The sequence below is a fragment of the Oryzophilus luti genome, assembly GCF_059726245.1.
On the sequence record NZ_AP040874.1, the window covers coordinates 2,783,609 to 2,797,898 of the forward strand.

The 14,290-nt window shown below is 61.2% G+C and carries 12 protein-coding genes; 11 read left to right on the forward strand and 1 reads right to left on the reverse strand.

What is annotated here, in order from left to right:
• Positions 1-34: 34 nt before the first annotated feature.
• The 9 genes from AC6IZO_RS11925 (at position 35) to AC6IZO_RS11965 (ending at position 11,453) form a co-directional block, all read left to right on the forward strand.
• On the forward strand, positions 35-1,858 hold the full coding sequence (locus AC6IZO_RS11925; protein ID WP_497805020.1) for a hypothetical protein: 1,824 nt from the start codon (positions 35-37) through the stop codon (positions 1,856-1,858).
• Entirely contained in the window at positions 1,840-2,937 is a 1,098-nt protein-coding gene (locus AC6IZO_RS11930; RefSeq protein WP_497805021.1) for a 6-bladed beta-propeller, read from the forward strand. Before AC6IZO_RS11925 ends, AC6IZO_RS11930 begins: the two co-directional genes overlap by 19 nt.
• Entirely contained in the window at positions 2,934-4,826 is a 1,893-nt protein-coding gene (locus AC6IZO_RS11935) for a cytochrome c3 family protein (RefSeq protein ID WP_497805022.1), read from the forward strand. Before AC6IZO_RS11930 ends, AC6IZO_RS11935 begins: the two co-directional genes overlap by 4 nt.
• A 72-nt stretch (positions 4,827-4,898) precedes the next feature.
• Entirely contained in the window at positions 4,899-5,408 is a 510-nt protein-coding gene (locus AC6IZO_RS11940; RefSeq protein WP_497805023.1) for a hypothetical protein, read from the forward strand.
• Positions 5,408-7,168, forward strand: a complete 1,761-nt coding sequence (locus AC6IZO_RS11945; protein WP_497805024.1) for a carbamoyltransferase family protein — start codon at positions 5,408-5,410, stop codon at positions 7,166-7,168. The genes AC6IZO_RS11940 and AC6IZO_RS11945 overlap by 1 nt, the downstream gene beginning before the upstream one ends.
• Positions 7,165-7,341 carry a DUF5989 family protein gene (locus AC6IZO_RS11950; RefSeq protein ID WP_497805025.1) on the forward strand — a complete coding sequence of 59 codons (177 nt, stop codon included), beginning with the start codon at positions 7,165-7,167 and terminating at the stop codon, positions 7,339-7,341. The genes AC6IZO_RS11945 and AC6IZO_RS11950 overlap by 4 nt, the downstream gene beginning before the upstream one ends.
• Before the next feature lie 13 nt (positions 7,342-7,354).
• The gene (locus AC6IZO_RS11955) at positions 7,355-9,016 is read left to right on the forward strand and encodes an SGNH/GDSL hydrolase family protein (RefSeq protein WP_497805026.1); all 1,662 of its coding nucleotides are present in this window, start codon (positions 7,355-7,357) and stop codon (positions 9,014-9,016) included.
• 218 nt (positions 9,017-9,234) lie between these two features.
• The gene (locus AC6IZO_RS11960; protein ID WP_497805027.1) at positions 9,235-9,939 is read left to right on the forward strand and encodes a hypothetical protein; all 705 of its coding nucleotides are present in this window, start codon (positions 9,235-9,237) and stop codon (positions 9,937-9,939) included.
• 95 nt (positions 9,940-10,034) lie between these two features.
• Positions 10,035-11,453, forward strand: a complete 1,419-nt coding sequence (locus tag AC6IZO_RS11965) for an amylo-alpha-1,6-glucosidase (RefSeq protein ID WP_497805028.1) — start codon at positions 10,035-10,037, stop codon at positions 11,451-11,453.
• A gap of 77 nt (positions 11,454-11,530) precedes the next feature.
• Here AC6IZO_RS11965 and AC6IZO_RS11970 read toward each other — a convergent pair whose 3' ends face one another.
• Positions 11,531-12,655 carry a glycosyltransferase family 4 protein gene (locus tag AC6IZO_RS11970; protein ID WP_497805029.1) on the reverse strand — a complete coding sequence of 375 codons (1,125 nt, stop codon included), beginning with the start codon at positions 12,653-12,655 and terminating at the stop codon, positions 11,531-11,533.
• A 383-nt stretch (positions 12,656-13,038) separates the two neighbouring features.
• Between AC6IZO_RS11970 and AC6IZO_RS11975 the strand changes: the two genes are divergently transcribed.
• Together AC6IZO_RS11975 and AC6IZO_RS11980 are read left to right on the forward strand one after the other, a co-directional pair.
• The gene (locus AC6IZO_RS11975; RefSeq protein ID WP_497805030.1) at positions 13,039-13,515 is read left to right on the forward strand and encodes a GreA/GreB family elongation factor; all 477 of its coding nucleotides are present in this window, start codon (positions 13,039-13,041) and stop codon (positions 13,513-13,515) included.
• The gene (locus AC6IZO_RS11980; RefSeq protein ID WP_497805031.1) at positions 13,515-14,180 is read left to right on the forward strand and encodes a CDP-alcohol phosphatidyltransferase family protein; all 666 of its coding nucleotides are present in this window, start codon (positions 13,515-13,517) and stop codon (positions 14,178-14,180) included. The genes AC6IZO_RS11975 and AC6IZO_RS11980 overlap by 1 nt, the downstream gene beginning before the upstream one ends.
• The last annotated feature ends 110 nt before the right edge of the window (positions 14,181-14,290 follow it).

Consider the following 14,290-nt stretch of genomic DNA (forward strand, 5'->3'; position numbering starts at 1 on the left):
GGCTGCGGTAGAGGGTTGCGTGAAGTTTTTCAGGGTGGGTGAAATAGTCGCCGTGTTGTCCTTACTGATGCTGTATGCACCAGCATGGGGGCAGATTTCTGTCGGCGAAAACCTGAACCTGCAAGGCCGCGCCAGCGCAGCGCTCGGGTACGGAGGAAGCTTCGGGGAAAATACTTCCTCCGCGCACAGCGTCAGCTTCTCGGGAAGCGGAACCTTCACCGGTTACTACTATTCCCCGAAGTTCATTTCATTCCGCGCACAGCCGTACTACAACCAATCCCGGGCAAGCTCCAGTGACGCGACACAGACCGCCAGCGACGGCGTTCTGTCCTCCGCGCAGTTTCTCCCTGATTCGCGCTTCCCGGGAGCCATCTCATTCGACCGGACCAACAACAGCCTGAGTTATTTCGGAACCGGGACCGCATCACACCTCAACTCCGACGCCACGACCAACGGTATGGCGATCAGTTGGAGCGCGCTGCTCCCCGATTGGCCGACGTTCACGGCCTCATACGCCCGGGGAAATGGGCACTCCACGGTCACCGGCACGGAAGGTGAAGGCAAGAGCCACTACCAGACATTGAGCCTGCATTCACAATACGAGTGGCTGGGCTTTAACCTGCGCGGAAGCTATCTGAAGAATTCACACAATAACGACACGCCGGGCTTCCTGGTGGGCGAAACCACGCTCGACTCCCAGACGAAGAACGATAGGCTCGGGCTTCAGGCTACACATACACTTCCCCTGCATGGTTCCTTCACCGTCGATGCGAGCCATAACCACAACCAAAGCTGGTATCAGGGCATCAGTTCCGGCAAGTTCACGTTCAACACAATGGACGGCACCGCGTCCATCAATCCCCTGCGCCAGCTCAACGTCGCGGCCACGGCCTTCTACACGGACAATTTGAACGAAGCCTACCGGCAATCGATCGGGACCGATGGCGCAACCTCGTACATCAACCTTGGGACGCGCACCAATTCATTGACCACCAGCCTGATGGCCGGATGGGATACATTCAAGGGAATCTTCGTCACCAGCTCGCTCACCCATCTGCAGCAGCACTACAGCAACCATGACGTCGGTGCGACCTACTTCAACGGGACGGTCGGTGGAGCGGTGCGCCGCCCGTTGTTCGGCGCAGTGAACTGGTCGTTCTCATTGCTGGATTCCGCCACGCAGGAAGGCAACTCGGGACTGAGCTTTGCCAGCGGCGTTGGCATGACGCGCCGGTTGAAGCACTGGGAATTGAATACCGCCTTCGACTACGACCAGAACGTGCAGACCTTGTTGGCCACCTACACGACTTCCTCCATGCGCTGGAGAGTTCAGGGATCACGTCGGCTGGGCGAACACTGGCGGTGGAGCGTCGCCTACAGCGGTGCTCACAGCGGATTCAGCCAGCAGGTTGGCGCCGGGAACCAGAGCACCGGATACTCCTCCAGTCTCAGCCGGGGATGGTGGTCGGTCAATGCCACCTACTCGACCTCCAGTGGAACATCCATCCTGACCGCCTCCGGCCTGCAGGATGTAACCGGCGGCACGGCAGGGATCCCAACCAGCTCGCTGATTCTGTACAGTGGGCATAATTATGGCTTTGGCGCATCCGCGGCGCCCATGCGCAGACTGCATCTGACTGCCAACTACACTTATGGCAGCAGCAACACCTCGAGCACTTCGACAAAGTCGAAGAATGACAGCTCGACCCTGACGGCGCGTTTCGACTATTCACTCCGCGCGGTCACCCTGAATGCAGGTCTGCTGCGTCAGAATCAGCTCTTGAGTTCTTCCTCACAGGGCCGCGTCATCACCAACTCGTATTATTTTGGAATCAGCCGATGGTTCAACCTGTTCTAGCGCGCACGAACGGATGGAGAGGCGGTCTCCTGCTGGGGACCGCAATCCTTCTGCTGCTCGGAACCTGCTGGGCCGGAGGACGGGGAAAGGCCTTCACCGCCGAGCACCCGCCTGACATTCTGATGGATGGCGGACGCAAGCTGGTTTGGGAGCGGACCTTCAATTGCGAACGCGATGCGCAGAGCCGCAAGAGCGTTTGGAAGAAGTTTGTGAACCTGGTGCTGGGGCCTCCGGAGGAGCACAACTTCATACGGCCTTATGACATTGCCGTGGATTCGCGTGAGCGGCTGATTGTGACCGATCCCGGAGCGCGTGGCGTCCACATCTTCGACTTCAAAGAGCAGAAATACCAGTTTCTGGAACGTATCAACAGCCGTCGCGACCCCATGCAGTCGCCCCAGGGTGTTGCCGTCGATGCGCAGGATCGCATTTATGTGACGGATTCCGAACTGGGCAAGATTCTGGTCTTCGACGCCAGCGGTAAACTCCTGCGTACGCTCGGCAGCTCCAAGCGCGGAGAAGGATTCTTCAAGCGCCCCACGGGGATCGCCATTGATTCCGCAGCGCAACGCATCTATGTCACGGACACGCTGCGAAACAAGGTTTTTGTACTCGACATGGAGGGCCACGTCCTGCGCTCCATGGGAACCAGCGGCATTGCCAACGGCGAATTCAACCTGCCGACCGAACTCCTGCTGAAAGACAAGCAGGTCGCGGTTGTGGACGCCATGAATTTCCGCGTCCAGATGTTTGACCCGCTCGGCAACTATCAGTCGTCCGTTGGCAAGTATGGCCTGGGCCTGGGCAACCTGTACCGCCCCAAGGGGCTCGCCGCCGACTCTGAAGGACACTTCTACATTGTGGATGGCTACACCGGACTGGTGCAGGTCTTCGACGCCGAGGGGCATCTTCTCTACTATTTCGGGGGCAAGGGGACGAACCTTGGTCAGTTCCAACTCCCTGCCGGACTCTGCATCGACAAGAACGACCGCATCTACGTCGTGGATACCTTCAACGCACGCGTTCAGGTATTCCACTACTTTGGCCAGCACCACACGCCGCAGGGAGGCCAGCAATGAAGCGGGCACGCCTCTTGGGCTTGGTGCTGATGGCCGCAAGCTGCGGCCTGGGCTTCGGACAATCCGCCGACGTTCTCGGCATGCATGATCTTTCGCTGGGCAGCAAATCGCCGGTGCAGGCACCCGGCAATCTGGGCTGCACATTCTGCCATGCGCCCCACCACTCGCTGACCGGCACCGTCGCGCTGTGGAACCAGACGCTGTCGACCCAGACCTACGCGCCCTACCAAAGCAGCACTTATCACCAGACGGGAGCACAGCCGGTTGCAGGCCAGTCCACCAGCCTGTGCTTGAGCTGCCATGATGGAACGGTTGCGGTGGGGCACTCCGCCGCCTATGGCACCATGCAGACCTCCGGCAACATGTACACCTACGATCTGCTGGGAACCGACATGCAGGTTTCGCATCCGGTCAGCATGGCATCGCCATTGAAGGACTCCCCGGACCTGGCCGAGTCCCTGACGACCAACAGCAAAACGCTCGATTCAACCAATGCGGTCAAGCTCATCTCCGGCAAGGTCGAGTGCAACTCCTGCCACAATCCTCACGTGCAGTCGATTGACCACACAGCAGCGAATTTTCTGGTGCTCGACAACTCATTCAGCCGGATTTGCCTGTCCTGCCATGATCCGTCACGCAGCGTAAGCGGACAGTCGAATCCGCTGGCTGGGTGGACCAACAGCGTCCATGCGGTAGCCACCAACACGCCCGCGAGTGACGCGGCCGTCGGCTCCTACGACACCATGACCAAGGATGGGTGCCTGCTCTGCCACAAGCCGCATAATGCGCAGGGGAAGCGGCTGCTGCGACCGGCAAATCCCGCGAGCACCAGCCTCGATGCCGTTGCACAGAGCTGTGTCACCTGCCACAGCAGCACGTCCAAGGTGTCTCCGGCGGCTCCGAACATCATGGCCGAGTTTGCCAAAACAGCGCACCCCCTGCCGGGCGGAACGGCTGCGAGTTCGCACGATGCGGCCGAATCGACAATCCTGAACAACAACCGCCACGCCACCTGCACCGACTGCCACAACGCGCACGCCTCGCAGGCGGTCACGGAGTTTCCTCTTCCGCCCGCCATTCGCACCTCGCAGCGCAACGTCTCCGGCGTAGACGCCACGGATGGATCGTTGCTGATCACGGCGAACAATCAGTATGAGAACTGCCTGCGATGCCACGGCTCCAGCGCAGGCAAGCAGACGCTGTCGACCTTCGGATACATGCCGCTGCGCGCCGTCCTGAGCGGAGACCCGCTGAACGTGATTTCGGAGTTCCAGAGCACGTCGACTTCGAGCCACCCGGTGCTGCACGACCGCAACAGTTCCCTGGCCCAGCCCAGCTTGCGCACTTACATGAAGAGCCTGGATATGTCCAAGGACATGCGGGCGATGGGGACACGGATTCTATGCACCGATTGTCACAACAGTGATGACAATCGCGAGTTTGGCGGCTCGGGACCCAATGGCCCGCACGGCTCCAGCAACTATCACATTCTGGAGCGTCCGTATAAGTACAGCGAGGTGGCGGACAGCGCCGCGCCGGGCACCACCATTCAGAATTTGTTCACGCCGGTGGACCTGAGCGCGACGGGGCCGTATGCGATGTGCGCAAAGTGCCACGACCTGAACAATATCCTGGCGGACGTCAGTTTCAGCAAGCACTCGCTCCACATCAATCAGGGCTTCTCCTGCTCGGTGTGCCACACGGCGCACGGCATGGGAGCGACCAGTGCGAGCATTTCCGGAGAGCGGCTGGTGAACTTCGATCTTCGCGTGGTGGGCCAGAATGGCAGCGCGCCCGTTGCCTATGACCGCACCACGAACACCTGCACGCTCACCTGCCACGGCTACGCCCACTCAGGAAGTGGAGTGTCCGCGGCGATCAAGAAGTGATGTTTCCGGCGGGCGGGCTGAGTGGTACAAGCGCGCTCGCACAAAGTAACAAAGGAGCCTGAGCCAAACCGCATGTTGCTGCCAAGGATCATTGTGACGCTGCTGGCACTGGGGGCCTACGCGGCTGGGTTGATTGCCGTGCGCCGGAATGCCAAGACCGACCTTGCCGAGGCCACGCCCGAGGAGAGCCTGCTGGTTGTCGCAGCACTGGCAGCCTTATGGTTTCTCCTGCCCGCGCGCAGCGGACTGGGCTTGGCGGCGGGAGCACTCGTGGGGGCTTTGCTGCTGGGCGCCACGTTTGGCCGGCTGGGCAGGCAGAAGACGACCGGAGCCGGGATGCGCGAGTTTGAAGATCACGAAGAGACGAAGTCCGCTACGTTGTGGACACGGTGGAAGACCTTCGCGCGCTCCGTGGCCGACCATGAAGTACGGCTGGTGCTGGTGCTGTGCTACCTGCTGCTGATTGCGCCGATCGCGCTGGCCTACCAGCGCTCCGCTGAAGCCTCCACCACAAACGGCAGCGCATGGAGCGCTCGTGCCGAGGTTCCCGCAACCATTGAAGCTGCGCGGAGGACGTTCTGATGAACGTCCTCGGTATCTCCTGCTACTACCACGATTCAGCCGCGGCCCTGCTGCAGGACGGCAAACTGATTGCCGCCGCGCAGGAAGAACGATTCAGCCGCATGAAGAACGACAGTTCGTTCCCCCAGCGAGCCATCGCCTTCTGCCTGGAGCGTGGCGGAATCAAGGCGCAGGAACTGGACTACGTGGTGCTGCATGAAAAACCACTGCTGAAGCTCGAACGCTTTCTCACCTGCTCGCTGAAATACTGGCCCAGCGCATGGAGCCTGTTCCAACAGGGCACGGTGAGCTGGCTGAAGCAGAAGCTCTGGATTCGAGCACGCGTGGTGGAAGAACTGGGCGTGACGCCTGAGAAGGTGCTGTTTGTGGAGCACCATCTTTCTCACGCTGCCAGCGCATTCTTCAGTTCGCCATTCGAGCGCGCCGCCGTGATGACCGTGGATGGCGTGGGTGAATGGGCCACCGCGACGATGGGAGTCGCCACGGCCACACCTGGAAGCATTCGCCTGACACACGAAATGCGCTTTCCGAATTCACTCGGCATGGTTTACTCCACGTTTACCTCCTTCCTTGGCTTTGAAGTAAACGAGGGTGAGTACAAGCTGATGGGCATGGCGCCCTACGGCGCACCCCGCTATCGGGATGAGCTGCGGCGCATTGTGACGCTGCATGACGATGGCAGTGTGGAGCTTGACCCGAAGTATTTCTCCTATCAATATTCCGCGCATCAGAGCTTCACGCAGAAGCTAGTGGATCTGTTTGGCCCGCCGCGTCCGCGCGACCTGGCGTTTGTGACCGGCCGTGCCGACACCGGCGACGGCCCCGAAGACTTGAAGCGCCGCAACCAGCATTACGCCGACGTGGCGGCCACCGTGCAGCAATTCACTGAGGAAGCTCAGCTGAAGATTGCGCGCCACCTGCACGCCAGCACCGGCGAGCAGAACCTCTGCATTGCGGGTGGCGTGGCGCTCAACAGCGTCGCCAATACGCGCGTCTACCGCGAGTCCGGCTTCACCAATGTGTTTGTGCAGCCGGCGGCCGGAGATGCCGGCGGCGCGGTGGGTGCGGCGCAGTACGTTTGGCATGTGCTGCTGGGCAAGCCTCGAACCTTTGTGATGGAAGACGCCTACCTGGGGCGGGAATATAGCGATGCTGAAACCGCCGAAGCGCTGGCCGGCCTGCGGAGCGAGTGCTTCACCGATGAAGACAAGTTGATTGAGCGCGCGGTGGACGACCTGACCTCCGGCAAGGTGCTGGGATGGGGACAGGGACGATTCGAGTGGGGTCCGCGAGCGCTGGGCAACCGCAGCATTCTGGCCGACCCGCGGCGCGATGAGATGAAGGCCGTGGTGAACGCCAAGATCAAGTTCCGCGAACCGTTCCGCCCCTTCGCGCCGGTGGTTCCGGAAGACAAAGTGACAGAGATGTTTTCCGCTTCGCCGGAGCTGGCGCGCCAATATCCGCCGCGCTTCATGCTGATGGTGGTGCCGTGGCAGGAACAGGCAGGAGCCAGGGTTCCGGCGGTGAATCACCTCGGCACCGGACGCCTGCAATCCCTGCGCCCCGAGTGGAACCCGCGCTACAGCGCGCTGCTGAGCCGCTTCGGCGAAGCCACGGGAGTTCCGGTGCTGATGAATACAAGCTTCAATGTGCGTGGTGAGCCGATTGTTTCCAGTCCGGCGGACGCACTCAACACCTTCCGCAAAAGCGGATTGGATGTTCTTTACTTCGGCAATCATCGCGTGGAGAAACAGGCATGAGCTTCTTCCGGCAGATTTCAAACCGCTTCACCATGGTGCGCGAGCTGTTTGCGTTCCTCTGGGAGCGCAAACTCTGGTGGCTGGTACCGCTGGCCGTTCTCCTGCTTGTCATCGGCATCCTGTTGGCCGTGGCCCAGGTGTCTTCGGTGGCGCCGTGGATGTACCCACTCTAGGGAAGAAGAGACTATGACGACCTCGAATTGCTCCAGCGCCGCGGCCCGGCGTCCGCACTGGATGGTGCTTGCTCTGACCGTGGTGCTGGTTCCGCTGCTGCTGCTGGCGCTCGTCGAAGGCGGGCTGCGGTTGGCCAAGGTTGGCCACGCTACAACCGCAATGGTTCCCTGCACTGTCCGGGGCGAGCAGGCCTGGTGTGACAATCTCTTTTTCGCCAGCACATTTTTTCCGCAGCACATGATCCGCCTTCCGCGCCCGTACACAATTCCCGCGCAGAAAGCGCCTGGCACATATCGCATCGTGGTGCTCGGGGAATCTGCGGCGTTCGGCGACCCGGAACCTTCGTACGGATTCAGCCGCTACCTGGAAGTGATGCTGCGCACCAGGTTTCCCCAGACGCGGTTTGAAGTCGTCAACACCGGCATCACGGCAATCAATTCGCACGTGGTGCTGCCTATCGCCGAGGACATGGCGCGTCATCAGCCGGACATGTTCATCGTCTACATGGGCAACAACGAAGTTGTCGGCCCCTTCGGCCCAGGAACCGTCCTCACCGGGCACACCCTCTCGCGGCCGCTCATCCGCGCCAGCATTGCGCTCAAGTCCACCCGCCTCGGACAACTGCTCTCCGAAGCCATCTCCTCCAAAAGCCACAACAAGCTCAACCAATGGGGCGGCATGGAGATGTTCCTGAACCAGCAGGTGCGCATCGACAACCCGGGTATGCCCGCCATGTACAGCAACTTCCAGAGCAACCTGGAAGACATTGTTCGTGTCGGCCAGAATGCCGGTGCCGAGGTGCTGCTGGCCACCGTCGCCTCCAATCTGCGCGACTGCGGCCCGTTTGCCTCGGCGCACAAGCCGGGACTCGCGGGCGCTCAGCTAGAGCAGTTCAACCTGCTGCTTGCGCAGGGCGCGCAGCAGGAAAGCTCCGGCGCGACGGCGGAAGCGCTCCGCTCCTACCAGCAGGCAGAGGCCATTGACGGCACCTTCGCGGAGCTGGAATTCCGCATGGGACGCTCGCTGCTTGCGCTTGGCAACCGTGACGCCGCAGAAGCCAGGTTCCGCGCCGCCCGCGATCTGGACACTCTGCGCTTCCGCACCGACACGAAGCTCAACCAATTGATCCGCAATGTGGCGCAGGCCAACCAGCAGAGGACTCAGCTGGTTGATATTGAGTCTGCCGTGGCCGCCGGGTCGCGCGACCGCATCCCCGGAGACGAAGTCTTCTACGAGCACGTGCACTTTACGCCGCACGGCAATTACCTGGTTGCGCAGGCGCTCTTCCAGGCCATTGCGCACAGGCTTTCGCCATCGGCCTCAGTAGCGGATCTCTCGGAAGACGAATGCAATCAATTGCTGGCGCTGACCAACTTCGACCGCAAGCGTGTTGCCGATGGAATGCTGGAGCGCCTGATGCGTCCGCCGTTCACGATGCAGGTCAATCACGAGCGCGAATGGGCGGATGTCCAGATGGACGCGACGCTGGCTCCGGAATCGCTGATCGAGTTGAACGCCATCTATCAGCGCGCCATCCAAGCCGCGCCGCAGGACAAGGTGTTGCACTTGAATTACGGCTACCTGCTGAATGATGTGAACCCCTACACGGCGAACAGGGAGTTCCACCTCGCGCAGCCCTATGACGGAGTGCCGCTGGCCCGCTTCGGCCGCTGAGGCTTCGTTCTCCACCAGGAACCACTCAGGCTCCGCACCGGCGGAAGAGATGCCTCGTCAATCCCGAGGCGTCTCTTCCGGCTTGCATTTGCACGCGCCGGATTTCGTAATACCTTTGTAACACCTTCATTCAGAAGGACCTCGCCCCGCTTGCGAGGCGTAAGCTGGTTCCATTGTAGGAAAAATCACCGACCCCAATTTCGAACGGAGCCCCCTCCTTGCAACGTATTGTCACGTTCTTTTTCATCCTGTTGTGCGCTGTTTCTGCCTTTGCGCAGCAGGACTACGTTGGCCGCTACGCGGTTTATGCCGGCTATTCGCACCTCATCACCCCGGACATGCCCCTGTACCAGAAGGGCTTCAACCTGGATGCGGGTGTCAACATCACGCGCTGGCTCTCGCTGGGCCTCGACTACAGCCGTTTTGACGGAAGCAGCACCTTGGGCCTGAAGGACCTGAACGCCGCTCAACAGGCCAAGATCCTTCCGTATCTGAATGCCATGCCCGGCTACGTGCTCGATGTGCCGTATGACGCGCGCACCTACACCATCACCGCCGGACCGCAGCTCAACTACCGTCACTTCAAAAAGGTCACGTTCTTTGTGCGTCCGGCGTGCGGCCTGCTGCATGAGGTGGTGACCGGCAAGCCGCGCGCGGGCGACACCTTTGCCTACATGGCCACGGCCAACATGGTTGGCCCCAGCCTTGCGCAGGCGGACTTTCTGCGCTTCTACGGCGTGGGCGGCGGCATTACCTGGAACGCCACCAAGCACTGGGGAATCCGCGCCTCGGCCGACTACGTGCACACCTTCCTGTTTGACACCGTGCTGGCGCACCCGCGCAACACGCTGCGCATCTCGGTGGGCCCCAGCTTCAGCTTCGGCCCGAATGTGAAGGCCAAGGAAAAGAAAGTGAAGATGTAGTTCTACTCAAAAAGCTCTCTCACCGGCTGGGGCTTCGGCTCCGGCCTTTTGTTTTGCCCGCGCGCACAGCCATCTCTGTTCGCTACAATCGAAGGGTGATTACACTCCGCCGCCTGCCGTTCACACGCCGCTCATTTCTGCGCATGATTGCCGAAGCCGCCGCCGCATTTTCGCTGCGCGCGCGCCTGTTTGGAGACACACAGAAGGTCGACATTGTGGCCGGAGCACCGGCGCGCGACGAAGTGGAGCGCATGCTGCGCGGAGTCTTTGAGTGCTCGGACGCGGAGATGTGGCGGCTGACCGTGGACGCTTACCACGACTGCGTGCTGGGCAAACTTCGCCCGGCGGAACCGCCGCTGGAACATGCGTGGCTGGTGCCCGGCGGAGTCTACGAAGGCCAGTGGGTGTGGGACACCGTCTTTGTCTCCGACCTGTTGAGCTACCTGCCCGGCCAGCGTGACATCCTGCGCGGTGTCTACCAGAATTACTGGGACTTTCAGAAGCGCTGGAACCGCGTGAAGCCCGCCTACGCGCACGGCATGATCGCCAACTACATTGCGCCGCTGACAGGCAAGGCCGAGTTCAACGGCGAGCACTGGGAGACCTATCCGGCTTACTCGCAGGCGCCGCTGATTGCTTGGGGCGTAGAGCGCATCTGGCGCCGCACTGGCGACATGGAACTGGTACGCACGGCTTTGGCGCCGCTGGAGGCCTTCCACGAGTGGTACTGGCACGAGCGCGACCTGGACGACGTGGGCATGGTCTGCGTGGGGAGCTACGACGGCACGCTGCCCTGCGCGCGCTATGAGACCTACGACAACGAGGTCGATCTCGACTCGATGAAGATGCGCACGCATCCTAAGCGCCCGGCGAGCGAAAACGGCCTGTGGTACGGCAACATCCTGATCCCGGCCAACACCTCGTATCTGCTGCTGGCAGAGAAGAGCCTGGCGACGCTGGCGCGAGCCGCCGGAGACACGGCCATGGTGCATCGCCGCGAGCAACGTTTGAAGAAGGGCCTAGCCGCCATGCGCGAGCACATGTGGGACGAGGAGCGCGGCTGCTTCATGGCGTTGGAGAGCGGCACGATGAAGAAGCTGGAGCCGGTGACGGTTGGCGGCTTTGTGCCGCTGTTCACACCAGTTCCAACCAAGCACCAAGCGGCACGCATGGCGAAGGCACTGACTGGCAAGGATTGGGCGACGCCGCTGCCGGTGCCAACCGTGGCCGCCAGCGACAAGAATTACCGCAGCGACGGCTTCTGGCGCGGAGACGTGTGGCCGCCGACGAATTATCAGATTGCGCTGGGCTTGGCACAGCACGGGCACCGGGAGCTGGCCGCGCGCATCGCCGACCTGACCATCGACAACGCGCTCAAGGTCGGCATCAGCGAGCACTATGACAGCCAGAGCGGCAAGCCGCTCGGCGTGCCGGGCCTTGGCATGTCGGCGCTGGTGGTAACGCTGGCACTCGATGGCGTCAGCGGCAAGCGCAAGATTCGGCGCAAGCAGTAGCTACGCGGGAGAATCGTTCCGCAGAGCACAAGTGGGCGCGGGGGACGTGCCCGATCCGTTCGCTTGAGCGACCGCGATCAGGCTCTCGCCCGCAGTAGAGATGCGTAGACCTTGAGGTAGTTCTCCGCCATCGCCTGGCTACTGAAGCGGGCGGCATTCTGCAGGCTTTGCTCGCGCAAGCTGGAACGTTGAGTTGCGAGAAACCCGGCAACCGCGCTGGCGGCTGCGGATATGTTCTCAGGATCAATGTAGATGGCGGCGTCGCCCCCCACCTCGTTCATCGGCGGACGCCCTGTGGTGATGACCGGGCAGCCGCACGCCTGAGCCTCCAGAACCGGCCAGCCAAAGCCCTCCTGCAGCGACGGAAACAGGAGCGCCTCCGCGCAGGAATACAGCGCGCGCAGGTCCTCGTTGGAGACATTCGTCAGGCTCATGATCCGGCCCTGCAATCCGTGAGCTTCCACCAGTTCGCGAAGCTCCGGGGTGAATTCCTTCCCCACCATCAACAAATTGACCTTGCAATCCGGAGCCTGCCGCAGAAGCTCCGCGTAAATCCTCACGACGCCGGGACGGTTCTTGTACCAGGAATTGTTGCCCACATGAAGAATGAACCTTCCCGCATGAACGCCCAGCGCCTCCGCGCGCTGACGGGCTTGTGCGGGGTCCATCGGCGTGTAGGGATAGTTCAGTCCGTTGAAGATCACCGAAACGCGTTCTTCCGGCAGACGCAGGTCGTTGAGAACATCGCGACGCGTTGCCTGCGAAACACAGACAATGTGTTGCGCCTGCTTCAGGCCGCGCAGGATCATCTGTTGCAGACGCCGCCCAGTCCAGCGCGTAGGGTTGCGGTCAATCTTCCCCTGAGCGCTCTGAATGGCGAACAGGTCGTGACAGGTGACGACGTGCGGCACCTGCTGTAACTCGCGCACGTAAGACGCGTTAGAGTGATCGCAGATGTGAACGACATCCGCCCACGTCGCGGCCTTCCGCAACTCAGGAGGAAACAGGAGGAGCTTGTCGATGTAACCGAGCCACTTACCCAGACCGTGGTTCGACGGATGGAGCGCCGCCGCCCGAACGCGCGGACGAATCACGCGCACCTCGTGCCCGGCGGACGTCAACTGCTCCTGCAGAAGGGCGGCAAAGCGCAGCATGCTCTCCTGCCGGTCCGGCTCGTAATTGGCGATCAGAAGAATCTTCATTGCGGAGGCAATGCACTCATCAGGTACTGTCCCAGGGACTACTGCTGCCGTGGAACCATCCCGGTTCTAAAGTGGTTTTTCCGTTGCGAGATGGCACGATTATACCTGCTGCTTTTTCCTGCCTGAGACGTCTTCTTCTTCGAGGAAACAGTCGAATGTGCAATCTGAAACATTTGCGTCTGGAATGCAGCAAATTGCATCTTACTGATTCGTCGCATGTAAGCAGCTGGAGCGTTTTCTCCGGCACGGCTCGCGGTATAATCAGGGAACGCATAAGGACCGGAACGCGGACAAGATGCCCGTGAGGTTACCGGGCGTTAGCGCAGCGGTGTGATCGCTTTGAAGTTCATCTTCCGATTGCCGCTGGAAGGATTTGTATTCCCATGACCGAACACGTGAAGAGAAAGCTCCAGGAAGAAATTGATGTATTGGAGCACGAGCTCAATTTCGAGCTCCCGCGGGAACTCAAGAAGGCAGTCGCCCTCGGAGACCTGAGCGAAAACGCCGAATATCACATGGCCAAGCAGCGCCAGGAATTCGTGCGCGCCCGCCTGGGCCAGCTCCAGAAGCGCATGGCTGACCTTTCGCTGGTCAACATGGCCAACATTCCGCGCGACCGTGCGGCCCTGGGTTCCACCATCAAAGTCTACGACTCCACCAAGGACGAAGAGATCATCTACAAGCTGGTCACCAGCGAAGAGACTGATGTGACCAAGGGCTTGATCTCGACGACCTCGCCGATTGGCCGCGCCCTGATGGGTAAAAAGCCGGGCGACACGACCGAAGTCGTCACCCCCACGGGCAAGCGCGAGATGGAGATTCTGAAACTGACCACGCTCCACGACGAGGCGGACGCCTGATGACCTGGACCGCGGCGGTTGGCAATGTGTGCGGCAAGCTCCTCTACAAGATTGTGGACGGGCTTGCCCTTGCACGCATTTCGCCCAACGCGCTCACCTTCGTCGGACTGCTGATCAACATTGTTGCCGCGCTGTTCTTTGGCTTTGCCTCGGCCGACAACAACCAGCCTCGCATGTTCTTCTATGCCGGGCTGGTGATCATTGGCGCCGGCATTTTTGACATGGTGGACGGCCGCGTGGCGCGCGCCACGAACCAGGTGACCGAGTTCGGAGGCTTCTTCGACTCCGTCATCGACCGCTACAGCGACGTGGCCCTGTTCTTCGGACTGCTGGTCTACTACGCGCGTGCCAACCGCTACACCTACGTCGTGCTGACGGCGCTGGTCATGGTCAGCTCACTGCTGGTGAGCTACGCGCGTGCCCGCGCTGAAAACGTGATTCCGAAGTGCAAGGTCGGCTTCATGGAGCGTCCGGAGCGCATCGTGCTGGTGATCATCGGCGCGCTGTGGAACCACATGGCGCCCGTGCTGTGGCTGCTGGCGGTGATGTCCACCATCACGGTCATCCACCGCATCCGCTACACCTACGAGGAGACCACCGGCAAGGATCGCCGCCTGGCCGCCGAAGCCGCCGCCCAAGCTCCCAACGAGCAGCCCGTCGCCTAGCAGCCCGGGCTGTTCTTACTCCTTTCCATCTCTTCTGCAACAAATCAACAAACTCATCCCCTCAGGCTGCACCAGTCCTACACATAATGGCTTGTTCTTGATGCGAATCG